17 protein-coding genes are annotated in these 20,689 nt (G+C 71.7%); 6 read left to right on the top strand and 11 right to left on the bottom strand.

Features of this window, described 5'->3' with window-relative positions:
- Window positions 1-1,989 (top strand): Zn-binding domain-containing protein (locus VKT83_16170; protein HLY24003.1); only part of this gene is annotated, 1,989 nt, incomplete at its 5' end.
- A 148-nt stretch (window positions 1,990-2,137) separates the two neighbouring features.
- Window positions 2,138-3,178, top strand: coding sequence for a ribonuclease H-like domain-containing protein (locus VKT83_16175; GenBank protein HLY24004.1), 1,041 nt, complete (start codon window positions 2,138-2,140; stop codon window positions 3,176-3,178).
- A 68-nt stretch (window positions 3,179-3,246) separates the two neighbouring features.
- Here VKT83_16175 and nagZ read toward each other — a convergent pair whose 3' ends face one another.
- The 7 genes from nagZ to VKT83_16210 all read right to left on the bottom strand — a co-directional run bounded on the left by nagZ (window position 3,247) and on the right by VKT83_16210 (window position 10,765).
- The gene (nagZ, locus tag VKT83_16180; GenBank protein HLY24005.1) at window positions 3,247-4,764 is read right to left on the bottom strand and encodes a beta-N-acetylhexosaminidase; all 1,518 of its coding nucleotides are present in this window, start codon (window positions 4,762-4,764) and stop codon (window positions 3,247-3,249) included.
- Window positions 4,761-5,048: a hypothetical protein gene (locus VKT83_16185; protein ID HLY24006.1), complete on the bottom strand. Its 288-nt coding sequence runs from the start codon at window positions 5,046-5,048 to the stop codon at window positions 4,761-4,763. Before VKT83_16185 ends, nagZ begins: the two co-directional genes overlap by 4 nt.
- Before the next feature lie 143 nt (window positions 5,049-5,191).
- Window positions 5,192-6,181: a GNAT family N-acetyltransferase gene (locus tag VKT83_16190; GenBank protein ID HLY24007.1), complete on the bottom strand. Its 990-nt coding sequence runs from the start codon at window positions 6,179-6,181 to the stop codon at window positions 5,192-5,194.
- Window positions 6,182-6,183: 2 nt separating this feature from the next.
- Window positions 6,184-7,710, bottom strand: a complete 1,527-nt coding sequence (locus tag VKT83_16195) for a DUF4127 family protein (GenBank protein ID HLY24008.1) — start codon at window positions 7,708-7,710, stop codon at window positions 6,184-6,186.
- Entirely contained in the window at window positions 7,707-8,471 is a 765-nt protein-coding gene (locus tag VKT83_16200) for a carbohydrate ABC transporter permease (GenBank protein ID HLY24009.1), read from the bottom strand. Before VKT83_16200 ends, VKT83_16195 begins: the two co-directional genes overlap by 4 nt.
- A 70-nt stretch (window positions 8,472-8,541) precedes the next feature.
- Window positions 8,542-9,471 carry a sugar ABC transporter permease gene (locus tag VKT83_16205; GenBank protein HLY24010.1) on the bottom strand — a complete coding sequence of 310 codons (930 nt, stop codon included), beginning with the start codon at window positions 9,469-9,471 and terminating at the stop codon, window positions 8,542-8,544.
- 25 nt (window positions 9,472-9,496) lie between these two features.
- Entirely contained in the window at window positions 9,497-10,765 is a 1,269-nt protein-coding gene (locus VKT83_16210; protein HLY24011.1) for a sugar ABC transporter substrate-binding protein, read from the bottom strand.
- 106 nt (window positions 10,766-10,871) lie between these two features.
- Between VKT83_16210 and kduD the strand changes: the two genes are divergently transcribed.
- Both kduD and VKT83_16220 read left to right on the top strand, forming a co-directional pair.
- Window positions 10,872-11,633, top strand: a complete 762-nt coding sequence (gene kduD, locus VKT83_16215) for a 2-dehydro-3-deoxy-D-gluconate 5-dehydrogenase KduD (protein HLY24012.1) — start codon at window positions 10,872-10,874, stop codon at window positions 11,631-11,633.
- Window positions 11,618-13,603, top strand: a complete 1,986-nt coding sequence (locus VKT83_16220; GenBank protein ID HLY24013.1) for an O-antigen ligase family protein — start codon at window positions 11,618-11,620, stop codon at window positions 13,601-13,603. The genes kduD and VKT83_16220 overlap by 16 nt, the downstream gene beginning before the upstream one ends.
- A 55-nt stretch (window positions 13,604-13,658) precedes the next feature.
- Here the strand turns inward: VKT83_16220 and VKT83_16225 are convergent, their stop codons facing one another.
- Together VKT83_16225 and VKT83_16230 are read right to left on the bottom strand one after the other, a co-directional pair.
- The gene (locus VKT83_16225) at window positions 13,659-15,965 is read right to left on the bottom strand and encodes a xanthine dehydrogenase family protein molybdopterin-binding subunit (protein ID HLY24014.1); all 2,307 of its coding nucleotides are present in this window, start codon (window positions 15,963-15,965) and stop codon (window positions 13,659-13,661) included.
- Complete coding sequence (locus tag VKT83_16230) at window positions 15,965-16,501, bottom strand: (2Fe-2S)-binding protein (GenBank protein ID HLY24015.1); 537 nt, start codon at window positions 16,499-16,501, stop codon at window positions 15,965-15,967. Before VKT83_16230 ends, VKT83_16225 begins: the two co-directional genes overlap by 1 nt.
- Window positions 16,502-16,679: 178 nt before the next feature.
- Between VKT83_16230 and VKT83_16235 the strand changes: the two genes are divergently transcribed.
- On the top strand, window positions 16,680-17,015 hold the full coding sequence (locus VKT83_16235; protein ID HLY24016.1) for a DUF971 domain-containing protein: 336 nt from the start codon (window positions 16,680-16,682) through the stop codon (window positions 17,013-17,015).
- Here the strand turns inward: VKT83_16235 and VKT83_16240 are convergent.
- Window positions 16,937-18,190 carry a mandelate racemase/muconate lactonizing enzyme family protein gene (locus tag VKT83_16240; GenBank protein HLY24017.1) on the bottom strand — a complete coding sequence of 418 codons (1,254 nt, stop codon included), beginning with the start codon at window positions 18,188-18,190 and terminating at the stop codon, window positions 16,937-16,939. The genes VKT83_16235 and VKT83_16240 overlap by 79 nt on opposite strands.
- A 140-nt stretch (window positions 18,191-18,330) precedes the next feature.
- Here VKT83_16240 and VKT83_16245 point away from each other — a divergent pair, with 140 nt between their 5' ends.
- Entirely contained in the window at window positions 18,331-18,891 is a 561-nt protein-coding gene (locus tag VKT83_16245; GenBank protein HLY24018.1) for a thioredoxin family protein, read from the top strand.
- Between the two features lie 6 nt (window positions 18,892-18,897).
- Here VKT83_16245 and VKT83_16250 read toward each other — a convergent pair whose 3' ends face one another.
- Window positions 18,898-20,316, bottom strand: coding sequence for a hypothetical protein (locus VKT83_16250; protein ID HLY24019.1), 1,419 nt, complete (start codon window positions 20,314-20,316; stop codon window positions 18,898-18,900).
- Window positions 20,317-20,689 lie beyond the last annotated feature (373 nt).

A 20,689-nucleotide genomic window follows, 5' to 3' on the forward strand; every position in this document is an offset into this window, starting at 1 on the left:
GCCGACCAGGTCGACGAGCTTCAGACTTTGATCCGGTTGCTCGGCGCGGACGTGCGGGCGTTCACGTACGACGGCGACACGCCGGCCGACGCGCGGCGGACGATCCGGACCGCCGGCCACGTCGTGGTGACCAACCCGGACATGCTGCACACGGCGATCCTTCCCCACCACACCAAGTGGCTGCGCCTGTTCGAAAATTTGAAGTACGTTGTGGTCGACGAGCTGCATCACTACCGGGGCGTCTTCGGCTCGCATCTCGCGAATGTGCTGCGGCGGCTTGCGCGGATCTGCGCCTTCTACGGCAGCACCCCGCAGTTCATCTGCTGCTCGGCCACGATCGGCAACCCCAAGGAACACGCCGAACGCCTGACGGGCCGCACGATGGCGATCGTCGACCGGAACGGCGCGCCGTCCGGCGAGCGCATCGTCGGCTTCTACAATCCGCCCGTGGTGAACGAGCAGCTCGGGATCCGGATCGACGCGGTGCGGGAATCGGTCACGCTGGCCGGCGAGCTGCTGGGAGGCCGCATCCAAACGATCTTCTTCGCGCGCTCCCGACTCGCCGCGGAATTGCTGACCACGTATCTGCGGGCGGCGGCGGAACGGCGGTCGCTGCCGGCCGACGCCATCTGCGGGTATCGGGCAGGATATCTCCCGTCGGAACGGCGCAAGATCGAGGCGGGACTGCGCAGCGGCGCGGTGCGCGCGGTCGCCGCCACCAACGCCCTGGAGCTCGGCATCGACATCGGACAACTGAGCGCCGCGGTGCTGGTCGGGTACCCGGGCACGATCGCCAGCACGTGGCAGCAGATGGGCCGGGCCGGCCGCCGGCGGGAGCGGGCGCTCGCCGTCCTTGTCGCGACGAGCGCCGCGCTCGATCAGTTCATCGTGCGGCACCCGGACTATCTGCTGCGGCAGGGTGCGGAAGAAGCGCGGACCAACCCCGACAATCTGCTCGTGCTGGCGAGCCATCTCAAGTGCGCGGCGTTCGAACTGCCGCTGCGCGACGGCGAGACGTTCGGACCCAATACGCTGCCGGAGATCCTCGCCTACCTCGAGGAGGCGCGCGTCCTCCACCACGAGGACGACGCGTGGCACTACATCGCCGAGGCGTACCCGGCCGAAGAGGTAAGCCTGCGCAGCGCCAGCCAGGAGAACGTGGTGATCATCGACACGACCCCGGCTTCGCGGGGCGGCTCGGCCCCGGCTTCGCGGGGCGGGGCGGCCGAGCCGCGGCCCCGCGTGATCGGTGAGATCGACCTTGCCTCCGCCCCGGCCTTCGTACACGAGGACGCGATCTACATCCACCTCGGCCAGCAGTACCACGTGGACCGGCTCGATTGGGAGGAGCGGAAGGCGTACGTGACGCGCGTCGAGGTCGACTACTACACGGACGCGCAGATCGCGACCGACCTGCGCGTGCTGGCGGAGTTCGCGCGCGCGGAGGACGCGGCGCACGGCGAGGTCACGGTCACGTTCCGGCCCACGATCTTCAAGAAGCTGACGCTGTCCAACCACGAGAACGTCGGCTTCGGGACCATCCACCTGCCGGAGACGACGCTCCACACCACCGGGGCGTGGTGGGTGTTTCCGCGCGCCCGCGCCGCCGACCTCGACCCCGTCTTCCGCGGGGCGAGCGGCAACGACGCCCTCCAGGGGGCGCTGCTCGGGGTGGCCAACGCCCTCCACAACGTCGCGCCGCTGTACCTGATGTGCGACCCGCGCGACCTCGGCGCGCTCGCGGAGACACGCTCGCCGCACACGGGCGAGCCCACGGTGACGGTGTACGAACAGATCCCGGGCGGCGTGGGGCAGGCGGAGCGGCTGTTCGCGCTGCGGCGCGACCTGTTGGACACAGCCGCGGCCTTGATCGATGCCTGCGGGTGCGAGGCAGGTTGTCCCTCCTGCGTCGGCCCGGTACTGGGGCTCGGCCCGGACGCCAAGCGCCGGACGCTGCGTCTGCTGCGCGACGTCTGTGTCCCTGCCTGACGCTTCGATCGACAGCCTGCGGGAGCGGCTCCGCCGCTATGGCGCGGGCATCGCGCCGGCCCGCCGTGCGACGCCGCCGCCACAACGGGGTCCCGCGCCCCCGTCGGGCGGCGATGGAGTCGTTCGGCCCGGGGCAGACGGAGTCGAGGTGGTCCGCGCGCGCTACGCATTCGGCCACCGCCACGGCGCGGTCGAGATCGGCGCGAGCGTCGGGTGGGTCGCCGCGGAGCATGCCGGTGCGGCGGCCGGGATGGTCTGGCTCGACACGGAGACGACGGGCCTCGCCGGCGGCACGGGCACCTACGCGTTCCTGGTCGGACTGGCCTACCTCGACGGAGAAACCCTCGTCACGGAACAGTTTTTGCTGCGGCGCCTCCGGTCCGAAGCGCATCTCCTCGATGCGGTGAGCGAGCGGCTCGCCGGACGTCCGCATCTCGTCACGTTCAACGGCCAGCGGTTCGACTGGCCGATCCTCGAGTCGCGGTTCATCCTGGCGCGCCGGCGGCCCTCGCCGCCGGACGTCCACACGGACCTGATCACGCCGGCGCGGCGGTTGTGGCACCGCGTGCTCGGCACCCACCGGTTGAGCACGCTCGAAGCCGAGGTGATCGGCGCGCCGCGTCACGACGACATCCCCGGCTGGCTGATCCCCGGCGTCTACGTCGAGTACCTGCGCTCGGGCAACCGGGCGGCGCTCGATCCGATCGTCGCCCACAACCGCGCCGACCTGCTGGCGATGGTCGCGCTCCACGGCGAGGTGATCCGCACGCTCCGCGACCTCGAGCGCTCGCGCGTGCGCTTCGACTGGGAAGGCGCCGGCATGCTGCTCGTGCGGCGCGGCGAGAACGAGCGGGCGGCGGGGTGCTTCGATCGGGCCGTGGACGAGGCGACGGAGCCCCGCGACCGCTGGCGGGCGCTGCGGCGGCTCAGCCGCGCCTATCGCCTCACCGGCGCGGAGGCGGTCCGGCGTGCGCGGGTCGAGTCGGAGGCGGCGTCGTGGCGATCGGCCGACCTCTACCGGGTGCATGTGCTCGAGGAAGCCGCCAAGATCCGGGCGCGGAGCGGCGACCTGACCGGCGCGTGCGGGGCAACCGGCGAAGCCCTGCGGCTGGCGTCACGGCTCGGGCTCGCCGCCCCGGCGGCGCGCCTCACGAAGCGGCTCGGCCGGCTCGTCGAGCAACAGGGGTAGCGGCCGCCGTCACTGAGCGGTTGTTCAGTCTATACCCTCTATACCCAGCGTGCGACCCGATATGGCGGCTACGACAACGACACCGGCAGCACGCCCTGCGCCATGATGAGCCCCGCGAGGGTCCGCGCGGCCGCGCGGAGGGACGGGGGGTCATCGCCGTACACGGCGAGGCACGTCGCCCCGGGCGGCACCTCCGTGAGGACGTACGGAGCGCCCGTCGCGACGGCGACGATCGGGCCCGTGGCCGCCGCGGCCTGCGCGACGCGCGCCGCGGCGGCCCGCGTCTCAAGCGTATCGCGGCGCGCATGGCCCACCGGCACGATGCGCACCGCGCCGCCGGAGGCCTGCGCGACCGCGTCCGCCGGCACCACGGCCGCCTCACGGCCGGCTGCGCGCAGCGCCTCCGCGAGCCGCGCGGCCGTCCCGTCGCCCGCGGCCCCGTCGATCACCGCGAACGTTCCGGTGCGCACCGGCAGCAGGCCGGCGGGATCCCGGACGACCGTGACGGCGGCCTCGGCCGCGTGGTCCGCGACCACGAGGTGGGACGGCACCCCTACGCGCCGCGCGACGTCCTCGACCGGCACGATCGTGCGCTCGGCGAGCCGGAACCGCTCCCTGAGCGCAGCGACCCGCGCGCCGGCTTCGGCGATCCGCGCCGCCGGGATCCGGCCGCCCTCCGCCGCCTCACGTACCGCCCCGAGCGCCTCCCGCTGCGCCTCCAGCGCCCCGCAGGCAAGCACGATGTCGGCGCCGGCCGCGAGCGCCTGCACGGCGGCCTCGCCCGGCGGGGCGTAGCCGGTGATCGCGTCCATCGCCATCGAGTCCGTTACGACCACGCCGGAGAATCCCATCCGCGCGCGCAGAAACCCAAGCACGGCCGGTGAGACCGTCGCGGGACGGTCCGCGTCCAGCGCCTTGAACACGATGTGCGCCGTCATCACCGCGGCGCAGCCCGCGGCGATCGCCTGACGGTACGGCGCAAGTTCGACGCGGTCGAGCCGCCGTAGATCGTGCGCCACCACCGGCAGCCCGAGATGCGAGTCCAGGACGGTATCGCCGTGGCCGGGGAAATGCTTGACCGTCGCCGCGACGCCCGACACCTCCATCGCGCGCACGGCCGCGGCGCCGAGCCGGCCGACGCGCTCGGGGTCCTCGCCGAACGAACGCACGCCGATGACCGGATTCAGCGGATTCGTGTTCACGTCCAGCACGGGCGCGAAGTTCATCTGCACCCCGACCGCGCGCAGTTCCCGGGCCGTGATCCCGGCCGCCGACGCAACGATGGCCTCGCTGCCGGCCGCGCCGAACGCCATGGCGCTTGGGAAGTGGGTCGCGCCGGCGCGGAGGCGCACGACCGGTCCGCCTTCCTGATCCATGCTGATCAGCAGCGGCGGCCGGCCGGCGTCCGCAGCAACGCGCTGGAGCGCGTTGGTCAGGGCCGCGACCTGCGCCGGCGCGGCCACGTTCTTCTCGAACAGGATGATCCCGCCGACCCCGTCTCGGATCAGCCGCTCCACCTCGGCCGAGGGCTCGTGGCCGGTGAAGTCAACCATAAACAGCTGGCCGGCCTGCTCCAATGCGCTCACGGGAACCGGCCCGCCGCCGCGGATCTTCCAATCGCGGACGTGACCGCGGCGAGGAGCGCCGCCGGCAGCAGCAATATCCCGAGACTGGCCGCGCCGAGGGCGACGCCGGCCCACAAGACGGCGGTGAGCAGCCAAAGGCCCGTCAACGCGGCGCGGGTCCTCCACCGGCTGTGAACGTACGCGCAGGCGGCGGCACCGAGCGCGGCCAACGCCATCGTGAGGAGATAGACCGTGGCCGGCGCACCTAGACCGCGTTGCGCGAGGCTCTCCGACCCGCTCGCCATGTATGTGCTGCCCCTACTGGTGACGGTGCCTGCGACGTATCGATACGTCGGCCCAAATGCCGCATAGAGGCAGCCCGCGATTGCGGTGACGGCCGTCGTGAGGCCGGTCGCGGCCTCAACCCAACTAAGCCTTTGGCCGGACCTCACAGCGTCCGCTCGCCGTGCCGGTAGCGCCGGAGCGGCACGAAGCCGAGCCGCCCGTAGAAGTCGAGGAGTATCGTCCAATCGATCACCATCTCCCGCACGCCGAGTGAGGCCAGGTGCACCATCGCACGATCGAGCAGCACGACGCCCAGTCCGCGGCCCCGCAGGTCCGGAGCGAGACCCATCGGCCCCAGCCCGCCCGCGGCCGGCGCGCCGCCGCCCGAGGCCGCCCAGGCGATGCTCGGTCCGATCCAGCGCGACTCGGGATGAAAGAGCATCGCGAACCCGCGGACGGTGCGGCCCCGCACGACGCCCATCACGTCGCCGATCGGCCCGCCCAGGCGAAGGAACCGCGCGATCGTGTAGCGCCAGCGTCCCGGGAACGTCGCGTCGAGGAACTGGAGCAGCGCGCCATCCTCGCCGGACGACAGCGGCCGCACCTCGACATCGGGATTCGCCGCGCGCGCCGCGGTCACCGTCTCCGCGGTGCGGTAGCCGTCGAGCGAGCGGTGCAGGTCGTAGGCCTCGCCGCGGAGAGTGTAGCCGGCGGCCTCGAAAAACGCCGCCGCGCCGATGTCGTCCGGGATCCCGGGAAAGAAGTGGGCCGGGTCCGCGCCCAGCACGGCCGTCGGCCGCTCCCGGGCGCGGAGAAACGCCTCCCCCGCGCGCACGAGCGCGGTGCCGATCCCCCGCCGCCGGTGATTCGGATGCACCGCGACGAAACTGATCCACCCGCGGTCCGGACGCAGCCCGTCCGCGCCCAGCGGCTCGCGAGCGACCTTGGCAAGGCCGCACCCCACGACGCGCCCCGTCGACGCCTCGCAGGCGAGTGAGGCGCCGGCGGGATCGAAATGCGGATCGAGCACCGTGTTCTGCCGGAACAGGGCCTCCCGCAGCGGAAACGCGCGGCCGGCGGCGGCGTTCCATGCGGCGACAACCTCGCCGATCCGGCCGGGGTCGAACGGACGCAGCTCGATCCCGTCCGCCATCCCTAGGACGGAGACGCCCCGACCCGGATCTCGAGCGCGACGTGGAACAGCCGGTTCCACGGAAACCCGACGGGGCCGACCTCGATCGGCACGCCGAACGAGGCCGCGACCGGCGGCACGTACGTCTCCTGGAGCCAGCGGCGCGCGGCGTCCGCGCAGGCGCCGTACGCCGGACCGATGTCCGGCAATCCCGCGCCCGGGTACCGCGGCAGCACCTCGCGCGCCAGCCGCTGCCGGACGTTCGCCTGGTACCCCCAGTCATCGAGAAGACGCAGGATCGTGAACTCGCGGTTGGCCTCCTCGGATGCGGCGGCGCCGGCCGGGCCGCCGGCCGGCCGCGTCGACAGGAGGGCCTGGGCGAGCGCCATCCCGAGCGTGTTGCTCATCGTGTTCCATCCGCCGTAGGCGGACACACCCGAGGCGCGCGGCGCCGCGAGCAGCCGCGCTACGAGCGTGCGATCCGCGCCGTTGCTGTATCGGACGTCGGCGAGCGCGCGGGGGAGGCCCGCGGCGGCCGCTTCGCCGAGGGCCGCGAAGAAGCCGTCGAGCTCCGCCGGGGGATAGGGCCGCTGGTCCGGCGCCTCGACCTGATCGCCCGGCGAGTTGTGCACGAAGAGCGCGAGGTCCGGCGCGGTCTCGACCCGCCGGCACCCCGCGGTCACGATGTGCGACGTAACCGTCAGGTCGAGCGCCTGTCCCTCATAGCGTGGAATCACGCCGCGGTGCGCCGGCGCGGAGTACGTCACCCGCACGCCCGGGCGGTCGCGTCCGGCGCCCGCGACCGCCCGGGCCAGCAGGCGCGCGGCGAGCTCGTCGGTGCCGTACGTCACCCACGCCCGGGACGCCGCCCGGCGCTCCTCGACCGCGGCGGCGACCGCCCGCAGATCCCGCCGCGTCCACCCGTACTCGGCGGCATCGTCCTGCCCGATCAGCAGGCCGTCGAAGACCTCGGCGCCTGCGAGATCGATCAAGCGGAGCAGCACGGCAAGATTCCGCGCCCGGCGCCACCGCACGTCGGCGAGCACGCTCGCGGGCACCGCGGCGGCGGCCGCGGCCGCCCGGTCTCGCGATGCCGGATCGGCGGTCGCCTCGTAGCGGTCCTCGTGGAAGCTCAGAGCAAAGATCTGCGGCCCGTATTCGACCCAGTAGTCGGGCTCCTCGGTCGCGTCCGCGCTGTTGGGAAGGCGCAGATTGCTCGCGGAGAGAAAGAGGCGGCGGTGCGGCGCCGCGCGGCGCAGCCCGGCCCACCGCGCGGCCAGCGCGAGGCACCGGTCGAGCGGCTCGCGCCCCACGCGGGACGGCACGAGGCCGCCGTAGATCAGCAGCTCCGCGGACGCGATCACGACGTCCGAGTCGGCCCCGGGCCCCTCGAGCCACGCCCACATCGCCTCGACGTCGGCGGGACGCTTGAGACGGCCGAGCTGCTCGCGCGGGGGCGTGACGACTCCGGCGCCGGCGATCGCCGCCAGCCGGAGAAACGCGTCGCGGGTGACGGGCCGCTCGTCGAGCGGCAGAAACGCGATCGTCACTTGACGGCGCCGAGCATGATACCCCGGAGAAAGTACCGCTGCAGGGCGACGAACACCACGATCACGGGCACCGTCATGAGCACCGCGCCGGCGGCGACGTAGCGGGTATTGTGCGCGAACAGGCCGGAGAGGTAGAGGAGGCCGACGGCGAGCGGATAGCGGTCCGGCGACTTCAGCACGATGAGCGGCCAGAGAAACGAGTTCCAGTACCCCGAGAACTCCACGATGGCGAGCGTCGCGAGCGCGGGCGTGACCAGGGGCAGCATGACCTGCGCCCACAGCCGCAGCTCGCCGGCGCCGTCGATCCGTGCCGCGTCCTCGATCTCCGCCGGCACGACGAGATAGGCCTGCCGCAGGAGGAAGATGCCGAAGATGCTCGCGAGGCTCGGCAGGTACACCGCCGCGTAGGTATCGACGAGATGCAGCCGCATCATCGTCACGAAGTTCAGGATCAGCCCGACGTGCTGCGGCAGCATCAGGCTGCCCACGATCGCATAGAAGATCAGATCGCGGCCGGGAAAGCGCATGCGGGCGAGCGGATAGCCGGCGAGCGCGCTGACGAGCAGCGTGAGCACGATGCCCATGCCGGTGATATACACGGTGTTCGCGAAGAACCGGCCGATCGGCATCGTCTGCCACACGCCGGCGAAGTTGGCGAGCGTCGCAGGGTGTGGAATCAGCGCCGGCGGGAAGGCGAAGACCGCGCCGCGCGACCCGAGCGCGGTCGCGAGCAGCCAGAGAAACGGGAACACCGTGACCACGGCGATCGCGCCGAGCAGCAGATACAGACCGGCCGTCTGCGCGGAGCGGGACAGCCGGGGACGGGGCGCCCTAGTAATAGGACAGCCCTCCCTGCCGCATCAGCCGGAAGTTGACCGCGGAGAACAAGGCGGTGATCGCCGCCAGCACCACGCCGACTGCGGCGGCATAGCCGAGGTGCAGCGAATTGAACGCCTGGTCGAACATGTAGTAGAAGATCGTGTACGTCGAAAAGATCGGCCCGCCGCCCGTCATCACGTAGATCTCCTCGAACACGCGCAGCGCCGCCAGAATCGAGATCGTGCTGCAGAGCAGAATGCTCGGCCGCAAGAGCGGAATGGTGACCTGGAAGAGGCGCGCGACCGGGCCGGCGCCGTCGAGGGCGGCCGCCTCGTCGTAGTACGAGGGGATGGCCTCGAGCCCGGCGAGGTAGATGACCATGTAGTAGCCGATGCCCTTCCACCACGTCACCAGCATCACCGAGTAGAGCGCCAGCCCGGGGTCGCTCAACCAGTGGATCGGCGCGTGGATCAGGCCCACGCGCAGAAGCACGTAGTTCAGGAGGCCGGCCTCGTCGTACAGCCACCGCCACATCAGTCCGACGACGACGATCGACGTGACGACCGGGATGTAGTAGGCGACCCGGAACCAGGCGATTCCGCGCAGCGGGCGCCTGACCAACAGCGCCAGCACGATGGCGGACAACTGCAGGGCCGGGACGACCGCGAGATAGACCGCGCTGTTCCGCAGCGCCGTCCAGAAGTACCGGTCCTGCCACAGCGCGGCAAACTGGCTGAACCCGACGTACTGCGGCGGCGAGATGACGTTGTAGTCGAACAGGCTGAGCGCGGTGCCGAAGATGACCGGGTAGAACGTGAAGACCACGAGCAGCACGAGCGCCGGGGCGAGAAAGAGGTACGCGATCGCGGTGCGCGCGACGGCCTGCCGGCGGCCCGCCCGGCGCGTGCCGGACAGGGGCTGGGTACCTACGGCCTGTGCCATGAGACCCCGGGGCCGCGCGCTCGTGTCAGAGCCGGCGGTTCCATTCGCGGACGGCCCACTCCAGGGCCTGGCCCGCGCTCATTTTGCCGTAGAACGCGCTCTCGATCGCCTCGCGAAACACGCGGTACAACTCGTCGCTGTGCGGCACGGCGATCGTAAGGTCGCGCGCCTGGCCGAGCTCGCGAACGGCGACGAGGCGCGCGCGGTCCTCCGGGCTCGTCCCGCCGCGCGTGAAGTACGGGTCCGCCGCCGCGGCGCGCGTCGACGGGAAGATCACGACCTGTTTGGAGAACGCGAGCTGGTTGGCATCGTCGGTCACATAGAGCGCGAACGCCACCGCCTCGTTCCGGTGCCGGCTCGCCGCGGGGACCGCGAGGTCCATCGTCGGCAGGTCGAGCACCCCTCCGCGGCCCATCGGAGCGGGCGCCACCGCGGTGTCCTTGTACACGTCCGGGTTGTCGCTGCGCACGCGCAGCAGGAACTGCGGTCCGGTCGTCAGCATGGCCAGCTGGCCGTCGCCGAAGCGCTCCGTCGCGCCGAGATAGCCGCGCCGCAGCGTGTCGTCGGGAAACTGGTCGTGCTTGAAGAGGTCGACGTACCGGGCGAGCAGCGCGACGTGGGCGGGGCTCGCGAAGGCGGCGTGGCGCCGGTCGGCGCTCAGCACCGGCAGGCCTTCCTCCTGAAACACCTTGAGAAACCGGATCCCGTCGACGTTCGGCATGAACCCGTAGACGCCGGCCTTCTTCTTCACGACGGCGGCGGCGCGGATGAACTGATCGGTCGTCTCCGGCGGGTGGGCCGGATCGAGGCCGGCCTTGCGGAACAGCGCCTGGTTGTAGGCGAGGACGTCCGGCGTGACGTACCAGGGCAGCCCGTAGGCGCGGCCGTCGAGCCGCAATGACGCCCAGATGTTGGGGAAGTACCGGCCGCGGGCGTCCGCCGGCACCGCGGCGTCCATGTCGACGAGCGCGTGCGCCTCGGCGAGCCGCAGCGTCGTCTCGGTGTTGAGGTTGACGACGTCCGGCGCCACGCCGCCCGCGATCGACGACAGCAGCTTCTGGTCCAGCGCCTGCGGCTGCACGTCGATCCAGCGGATTCGAATGTCCGGGTGCTGCCGCTGGTAGCCGTCGATCATGCCGTTGATGAATTTCGTGAAGAACGGCTGCAGCGAGATCGTCCAAAATTCGATCGTCGTGGGGCCGGCGGTGCCGGCCGGCGCCGCGCCGGCAACCGCCAGGACGAGGGCGAGAGCGGCGGCCGCGCGGGCGAGCGGGCCCATCGATTTCACGCGCATGTGCGCAGGCTCCTTCGAACCATCTACCAGGATGGTACCATACGCGAGCGCGGCCTCATCGCCAAATGCGGAGGACCGCCGCGGATGGGTCCGAACCTTCCTACGCGTGGGCGGCTTCGATTGGTTCGACCTCGGCGGCCGGGTGGCGGTCGTCACCGGCGCGCGGCGCGGGATCGGCCGCGGGCTCGCGCTGGGCCTCGCGCGCGCCGGCGCGGACGTGGCCCTCGTGAGCCGCACGGCGGCCGGGGAGGTCGCCGGCGAGATCGAGCGCCTCGGACGGCGGTGCGTCCCGATCACGGCCGACCTCGCGTACCCGGCGCAGGTCGACCGGGTGATCCCGGACGCGGTGCGGGCGCTCGGGCGTGTGGACATTCTCGTCAACAACGCCGGCGTCACGATGCGCGGCCCGGCGCTCGAGGTGACCCCCCACGACTGGCACCGCGTGCTGCAGGTGAATCTCCACGCCGTCTTCACGTTGTGCCAGCAGGCGGCCCGCGACATGCTGCCGCGCGGGCACGGCAAGATCATCAACATCGCCTCGATGATGAGCTTTCAAGGCGGCATCCTGATCGCCGCGTACACCGCGAGCAAGGGGGCGGTGGCGCAGCTCACCAAATTGCTGGCCAATGAGTGGGGCGCGCAGGGCATCAACGTCAACGCGATCGCGCCCGGGTACATCGAGACCGACCTGACGCGCCCGCTCAAAGAGGACCCCACCCGCAATCCCGAGATCCTCGCGCGGATTCCGGCCGGACGGTGGGGCCGGCCGGACGACGTGGCCGGGGCCGCTGTTTTCCTCGCGTCGCGGGCGTCCGACTACGTGCACGGCCACGTGCTGGCCGTGGACGGTGGATGGCTGGCCCGGTAGACGGCGGCCGGCCGGAACCTGCCGCGCCCCCGGGACCCGACCGGCCGCCGGCGTTTCACGCCGCCGCGGGCGAGGTGCTCGACTGGATCATCCTGCTCGGCGCGCTCGGGCTGCTGGGCTGGACGGCGTACGCGGGCCTGACCTTCATGCCGGCCGCCGGTTTTCTCACGCACCGCCTCCCGCTGCTGGTGTTCCAGCAGGCCGCGCTCGCGGTCGGCGCGGCGGGCGGCATTCGCTGGCTCCTCGGCGGCCGGGCGCTTCCCGGCGGCGCGCTCGTCGTGCTCGCCACCACCGCCGCGCTGTGCCTCCTATCGATTGCGCACACGGCCAACCTCTACGCCACGAGAGAGGAAATCTTTCTGATCGTGGCCGTCGCAACGTTCGCGCTGGGCTTGTTGATGGTCCTGAACGACGGCATCAAAACGCACGTCTTCCTCGCCGGCCTCGTCGGGATCGCCTGCTGGGAGGCCGTGCAGGGTCTCAGCCAGTACGCGGCCGGCATTCCGACGCCGGCGTACTGGCTGAGCCCGTCGTTCGCCGACGTCATCCACACCCGCGTCTACGGCACCCTCGGGAGCCCGAACGTGCTGGCCGGCTTCCTCCTGTTCGGCATCGCCGGCGCGGCGGTGCTCGCCATGTCGCTGCCCATATTCTTGAGACCGATCGCCGCGGCGGTGCTGGTCGTCGAGGTTACCGCGCTCATGCTGACCTACTCGCGGGGCGGGTACGCCGGCCTCGCGGCGTTCGTGATCGTCGCCGCGGCGGCGTTGGTCCCGGTCCGGCGGCGGGCGTGGTGGGTGCTGCTCCTCATCGCCGTCGTCGCGGGCGTCGCGATCGCGCGGCTGCCCGCCGTCGGCCTGCGCGCGCAGAGTCTCGCGCCGGCGCAGGAAGACACCGTGACGAGCCGGCGATTCATCTGGCGAACCGCGGTGCGCGTCTGGGATGCCCACCGGCTCTGGGGCACCGGGCTCGGGACGTTCAACGTCGTCTACTCGGCCTACCGGCCGCCGGACGTGCTGACGACGTACGCGATGATCAACGTCCCGGGCTCGGCACACGACGACTACCTTCAGATCTTGGCTGAGACCGGCGCCCTGGGCGCGGGGCTCCTGGCGCTGGCGTTGCTGTGGGGCCTGTGGCGCGCCGGTGTCCACTACCGCGGCGGCGGGGCGGAGGATCGCGTCTGGCTCGGCACCGCGGTGGCCGCGGCCGCCGGCGTCGGCGTGACGAGCATCGTCGACGAAAACCTCTACGTCATCACGAATCTCACCATGCTGGCCGCGTTCGCCGCGGTGGCGGCGGCGCACGCCGTGCGCCGCCGGCGCCTCACGCTTCGCCTGTGGCAGCGGCTGTTCGTCCTGCCGATCGCCGCCGTGTTCATCGCGCTGCCGCCGCTGCTCGTGCCGCCGGTGGTCGCGACCGTGCTGCACAACGAAGCGTCCGAACAGGTGGCCGCGCTGCGGTTCCCCGAGGCGGTCGAGACGTTCCGAACGGCGCTGCCGCTCGACCCGTTGAACAGCGTCATCCCGGCGTACCTCGGCGACCTCGCGGCGGACCTGTATCGGCGGAAGCTGACGACCGCGCTCGGGCCGTGGCAATCCATGCGCGACGTGGCGGTCGGATACTACCGCCGGGCGATCGCGGACAACGCGTGGGACGCCTATCCGCGGGCCGAACTGGGACGCCTCCGCCGTGACCAGCACCGGTACCCCGACGCGGTCGCCGCCCTCAGCGAAGCGGTCCGCCTCGACCCGTACACGCCCAGGTACCGCCTCTGGCTCGGCGACGCGCTGCGCCTGGAGGGCGATCAAGCCGCCGCGAGGCAGACGTATGAAGCGGCGGCGCGGCTCTATCCGGTTGAGCTGGTGTTGATCGAGCACCACGAGGGCCGCGGCGACCGCTATGCCGCGTCGCTGGCGCAGCTCGACGACGTCCAGCGGGCGCTCCGAGAGCTCGGCTCGACTCCTTAGAGCGGCCGCCCGGTGAAGGCGTCGCCGAGGACGGACGGGAAATCCGCGCACCCGCTCACGACGGCGGCATCCGCAGCGCACGCACGATCTTCGCGGGCGTGATCGGCAGCGACGTCACCCGCACGCCGATGGCGTTCGCCACGGCGTTCGCGATGGCGGCCGGCGTGGGAATGATCGGCGGCTCGCCGACCCCTTTGACGCCGAGGTTGTTGGCCACGGGGTCCGGCCGGCCGACCGCGAGCGCCTCGATCTCCGGGATCATCGACGGCCGGGGCATCGCGTAGCTGTCGAAGCCGAGATCCATCACGGTCCCGCTCTCCGCGTCCGTGACGTGATCCTCGCACAGGGCCATCCCGAGCCCCTGAATCACGCCGCCGTGAATCTGGCTCACGTACCCCATCGGGTTGATGACCCGGCCCACGTCGTGGCAGGCGGTGATCTTGATCACCCGCACCTCGCCGGTCTCCGGGTCGACCTCGACCTCGGCGATCTGCACGCCCCACGTCCGGATCGTCACGCCGTCGGGATTGGCCCCGCGGAATCCGCGGCCGGCGATCGTGAAGTTACCCATCCGGGCGGTGAGCTCGTGCACCGCGATCTTCCGGTCCGGCACGCCGGCCACGGAGAGGCCGCCCGACTCCAGCCGGATGTCGGAGGGCGCCGCCTCGAGGACCGACGCCGCCGTATCGAGGAGGTGCCGGCGCGCCTCCTCCGCGGCCATGCGCACGGCCGGGCCGCACGACGCGATCGTCTGGCTGCCGGCGGAGAGCGGGCTGTATGGGAAGTCCGTATCCCCGAGCCGGACCGTGACCTTCTCGATCGGCAGCGTGAGCACTTCCGCGGCGATCTGCGTGAGCGCCGTCCGGGCGCCCGTGCCGATGTCCTGGGTGCCGATGCGGACGTCCGCGGTCCCGTCGGGGTTGAGCCGCACCTCCGCATAGGCCGGCGGCGACCCGGCGCCGCCCCAGATCTGCGAGGCCATCCCGAACCCGCGGCGCGGGCCGCCCGACCGCGCGGGCGACGCCGGCGTCGGCACGCGGCGCGACCAGCCGGCCGCTTCGGCCGCCATCGTATAGGCCTCGCGAAGGAACTTGCTCGAGTAGGCGCGCCCGAGCACCTGATCCGCCTCGGCGTAGTTTCGCAGGCGCAGCTCGAGCGGATCGATCCCGAGCCGGTCGGCCAGCGCCTCCATCGCGCAGTCCAGCGCGACCGTCCCTTCGACGAATCCCGGCGCGCGAAAGGCCGCGCTCGGGCCGGTATTGGTGAAGACATTCCAGACCTCGGTGCGCACGTTGGGGCACGCGTACATTTCCTTCGCCGGGCCGGCGAGCGGCGTCCCGAGCGCCCGGTACGCGCCGACCCCCGACACACCCCAATAGTCGATCGCGACGAGACGCCCGTCCCGGCCGGCGCCCAGCCGGATGCGCTGCGCGCTCCGCGGCCGTTTGCCCGCCGCGATGCTCTCCTCCGCCCGCGTGAACATGATCTTCACTGGGCAGCCGAGCCGCCGGGCGGCGACGGCCGCGAGCACCGTGTACTTGGCCGCCTGGTTCTTGCTGCCGAAGCCGCCGCCCATGAACCGGCTCACGACGCGGACGTGGTCCATCGGGACCTTCAACGCCGCGGCGACCTGGCGGCGGACGCCGAAGATGTGCTGGGTGGAGTCCCAGATCGTCAGGCGGTCGCCGGTCCATTCGCAGATCGAGCCGTGCGTCTCCATGCTGTGGTGCAGCACGTCCTGCGTCTCGACGCGCAGCTCCACCGTGGCCGCGGCCCCGCCGAATCCCGCCTCCACGTCGCCGCGCGCGTACCGTTCCGCCGCGCCGCCCAGCACGTTGCCGGACGCGTGGACCTTGGGGGCGTCTTTGGCCAGCGCCGCCTCGGGGTCCACGACATGCGGCAGGACCTCGTACTCCACGTCGATGAGATCGAGCGCGTCGCGCGCCGCCGCGGCGGTGTCCGCGAACACGGCGGCCACTTCCTCGCCCGCGTACCGCAGCTCCGCGTCGAACAGCGCGCTCAGTCCGTTGTACCAGGGAATGCCCTTCAAGTTGAGGTGGGAGAGCACCGCGCGCACGCCGTCCGCGCGCTCGGCGCGCGAGGTGTCGAGCCGGCGGATCCGCGCGTGGGCGTGGGGCGAGCGGAGGAGGGCGCCGAAGACGAGCCCCGCGGGATAGAGATCGGCCGTGTACTGCGCGGTGCCGGACGCGCGCTCCCCGCCGTCGACGCGGGGGACGGGCGTCCCGACGACGCGGAACGATTGGTCCGCCGGCCAGATGGGGACGTCGTCGCCTTCGAGAACGACCTCGCGCTCTTCGACACGGCCTTCGAACTCGATCTTCTGCTTGACGATCCTCGGCATCAGCGGCTCCGCCCGGCCGCGAGCTCCCGCGCCGCCGCCTGGATGCGCAGCTGCGTCCCGCACCGGCAGACGTTGCCCTCCAGCGCGCGCCGCAGCATGTCCTCGGAGGGCCGCGGGGTCCGGCGCAGCAGCCCCTCGAGCGCCATGATCTGTCCCGGCGTGCAGAACCCGCACTGCAGCGCGTCGTGGCGGACAAAGGTCTCCTGGACCGGCGCGAGCGCTCCGTCGCGGGAGAGCGACTCGATCGTCTCGATCGCCCGGCCGGCCGCCTGCACGGCGAGCATGAGACACGCGAGCACGGGGCGGCCGTCGAGGAGCACGGTGCAGGCCCCGCACGTGCCCACGCCGCAGCCTTCTTTGGTGCCGGTCAGATGCAGATCTTCGCGAAGCGCGTGCAGCAGGCTTCGCCGCGCCGGGACGCTCAGGGTCTCCGCCCGGCCGTTCACGGTGACGGCGACGGCATGGGGCGCGTCGGGCGACGCCTGCGCATCTCGCGGGCTAGTCCCCGAAGGGGGCGACGCAGGGGCAGTCGGCATGGAACCCTCCCAACTCTCGGGAATGGACATCCCTCGCGGGGAAACCGGCGCGGGAATCGCTTGCTGAGTTCGCGTCGTTGATTTCGGGCCGGTCGGGACGCGCTCCTCTGGGCGCGGCCGCCAACCATGAAATTCGTGCCGCCGTGTTACACTAACCACCGAGATGCCCCGCCGTCCCATGCCCATCCCAACCGACATCGTGGAAGACCGCGAGGCCCGCGAGCTGCGCGTCACGTGGAGCGACGGTCACGTAAGCCGGTACACGTACCGGCGCCTCCGGCAGGCGTGTCCGTGCGCGATGTGCGTGCACGAGTGGACCGGCGAGCGGCTCCTCGACCCGAAGCGCGTCCCCGCCGACGTGCACCCGAACGAGGTCGCCCGCGTCGGCGCCTACGCGCTGCGCTTCACGTGGTCGGACGGCCACATGACCGGGATCTACACGTTTCCGCTGCTGCGCAACCTCTGCGAGTGCGACGCGTGCAGCGCGGCCCGCGCCGCGCAGCCGCCGGGGTAGGGGCCTCCGCGTCGCGGGCGCGCGGCCGGGCGCGCCGGCCGGGTGCGGACGGTGAAGCGCGCGAGCTTGTCCGGGTCGAGCTCGAGCCCGAGGCCCGGGCCGCCGGGCAGCGCGATCATCCCCTCGCGCGGCACGGGAAACGGCGCGGTAAAAATCTCCCGCAGCGGATTCTCGACGTACTGCGTCCCCATGTACTCGTAGGTGAAGAAGTTGGGCGCCGCGGCCGCGAGGTGCAGCGACGCGAGGTGCGCCACCCCGCCGCTGAACCCCGTGTGCGGCGCGTACGCCAGGTTGTGCGCGTGCGCGAGGGCCCCGAGGCGTCTGGCCGGGGTGATGCCGCCGATCCGGGCGACTTCCGGCTGCAGCACGTCGACGCAGCCCCGCGCGATGAGGTCGCGAAACCCAAACAGTCCGAACTCCGTCTCCCCGGCCGCGAGCGGCACGCGCACCGAGCGCCGGAGGTGCGCGTACCCGTCGAGGTCGTCGGCCGGCACCGGCTCCTCCAGCCAGGTGACGTCGAGCTCCTCGATCTGGCGTCCGACCCGCACCGCGGTCCCCACGTCGTAGGCGCCGTTGGCGTCGAACATCAGCGCGACACCGGGGCCGACGGCCGCGCGCACCGCCCGCGCCGTCTCGACGTCGGTCCGATCGCCGCCGCGCGATGCCGGCCACCCGAGCTGCACTTTGACCTGGGAAAAGCCCCGCGCGACCTGCGCCCGGGCCTCGGCGGCCATCCGGGGAATGTCGTCGAAGTAGACCTTCGAGATGTAGCAGCGCACGCGTTCGCGTCCGGCGCCGCCGAGGAACTTGTAGAGCGGGACGCCGGCCGCCCGGGCCAGCACGTCCCAGAGCGCCGTGTCGATGCCGCTCATCGCTTCGAGCACGAACCCGCGCGAATGCCCCCACCGGCGGAGCAGCGCGAGCATCTCGTCCCACAGGCCCTCGACGTCCCACGGGTCGCGGCCGATGACGAGCGGGGCGAGCAGCCGGTCCACGATTGTCGTCACGACTTCCGGCGCGCGGCGCACGATGCACTCGCCGGCGCCGGCGAGCCCATCGTCGGTCCGGATCTGGACCACGGCCGCGTAGAACGTCGGAAACGTACCGATGGAAAACTCCACGGCCCGCGGCGCCTTCGCGGCGAGCGGCGTACAGGTCACCGACGCGATCTTCACAACGCCGACTTCGCGGGCGGGAAAGACCTCTCCTCGAACGGGGAATGACCCGGCGCGCCGGCACGTTCGTGTAGTACGATTCGTGTAGTACGAGCGGCTGCGATGCGCGCGCCGTCGGCGCGATCGAATGGGAGGCACGCATGGATTGGGGTCGGGAGTTCGCCGAAGGGCTCAGTTACGACGAATTCTTGAAGCGCCACGGGACCGTGGAGCACCAGGCCCGGTGGAAGGGCGTGTACGACAAGGTTGCGCTCACCGGCGAGCAGCAGGAGCTGATCGCCGGGTTCGTTCGCGAGATGCACGTGCTCGTCATCACCGGCGCGTGGTGCGGCGACTGCGTCAACCAATGTCCGATCTTTGAGCACATCGCCCGTCAGAACGCCAAGGTCAAGGTCCGCTACGTCGACCGCGACGCGCACGCCGCGGCGCAGGACGCCGTCATGCTGAACATGGGCAGGCGCGTGCCGGTGGTCGTGTTCCTCAGTGAGGACGACCAGGAATGCGGCCGGTACGGCGACCGCGCGCTGGCCACTTACCGCCAGATGGCGGCGGACCGCCTCGGACCCGCATGCCCGACCGGCATCGTCCCGCCGGGACCGGCGCTGCTCGGCGCGGTGACGGCCGAGTGGGTGGGGCAGTTCGAGCGGATCCAGCTGATGCTGCGGCTGTCGAAGCGTCTTCGCGAAAAGTACGGCGACTGACCCGGCTCAGGCGCCGGGCGTGCGAACGTCCGCGGGCACGTGGGGGCCGAGGACCAGCATCGCCTCGAGCCCGGCGAGCAGGTCCGACGGGGTGGTTCCGTCCTCCGGAAACGAGACCACTCCGGCGCTCAACGCCATCCGGTCGACCATGAGAAGCCGCGTCGCCACGTCGTCGCGCTCGAGCCGCGAGATCAGCTCCTTGGTGACCTCGAGCGCGCGCACTTTCGCGGCCCGCGGCAGCAGCAGGGCGAACCGGCCGGCGCCGTCATAGGAAAGGATGTCCACGCGCCGGAGCGACGCCTGCAGCAGCTTCACCGCGCGGCGCAGCGCCATGTCGCGATCTTGCGCGTCCGCCCGCGTCGACGCGTAGTCCTCCAACTGCACTTCGGCAACCGAGAAGACAAGGAGGAGCGACCCGCAGCGTTCGACTTCGTCGCGAACCAATTGCTCGAAGGTCGGCCACGGGCACAGCGCGCGCATCGGATCGGTCCGGATCATGCCCTGCACTTCTTCGTGGAGGCGCGCGGCCTCCACCGCGGCCACGCTTTGCGTGGCGAGCCCGCGAATCCGCAGGCGCACCGCCTCCGAAAGATCGAAGGGGGTCTCACGGTAGGCCGTGAGCCACGCCCGCGGCTGACCCGAGCGCACGAGCGCGGTGGAGCACCACCAGCCGTCGGGGCGCGCCGCCGGTCCTCGCGGCCGGATGTGCACTTCGCCGCTTTCGGGGTTGGCGGGCAGCGCCGCATCGGGCGCGGCGGCCGCCTCCTCGGGTACCGTCCCGTGCGATACACTCGCCCGCAGACCGCCGGCCTCCGCGACGACGTGGCCGATGCCGGCTTCCGCGCCGACGAGACGGCGAAACGCCTGCAGCAGCGCGTCCATCACGCCCTCGACCCGCAGCTCGCCGCTGATCTGGCGGGCGATCTCGTTGTAGGTCTCGAGTTCGTCGACGCGCGCCTCGAGCTCTCGGGTCGCCTCCGCAAGGCGCCGGTCCAGCTCGACGTTCCAGCGGGCCTGCTGCACGCTCGCGCGATGCTCCTGCGCCACCATGCCGAGGACGAGCGCGAGCAAGAAGGCCCCCGCCATGAACGCGCCGAGATGGAAGCCGGCCGTCGCGAACATCGACGACTGGCCCCCGGCGGTCCACAGGAGGAGCAGCAGACCGGCGGTCGCGATGGCCGCGGCGAGCGCCTGACGGAGATCTAGATTCACCGCCGCTTCCAAAATCGCCAGATAGTAAAGATAGATGAACGGACTGCTGAGGGTACCCGACAGGAAAAGCACGGCGGTGATCACCGTCAGGTCGAGCACGAGAATGAGGTCGGGCCGCCTGAGGATCGGGAACCGGCCCGCGCCCGCGGCGAGGAACACGACGTAGGCTGCCAGCACCGCCATGGTCGCCACGGCGCCGGTCGGCGGAACCACGATGACCCCCAACCACGTTGCGGGAATCAGGGTCGCGAGAATGAGGAGACGGACGAGCGTCGGCCACAGAGGAGAGGCACGGCTCTGGGACCCGTCGGCCGGGGGGCCGGACTGCCCTGAGCCTCTAGTCGCCTGAGAATCCAGAGGACGGGCCGAGACTACGATGGAATCGGCCATATATCTAGATAGTATGCCCTCGCTTTAGTCCGAAACGGACATAACCCGCGGACGCACTGTACAGGTTCAGATAGATCCGAAAGACCCTCGTTGAAGGGTGTCGCGACGGACTCGGCGCTATCAACCGCTGGGCCATGGCTATACTGGCCCCATGCAGATTCACCAGAGCCTGGTGCGCGGCACCCGACGGATCCGC

The organism is bacterium (assembly GCA_035308905.1).
In the GTDB taxonomy this organism is placed as follows: domain Bacteria; phylum Sysuimicrobiota; class Sysuimicrobiia; order Sysuimicrobiales; family Segetimicrobiaceae; genus DASSJF01.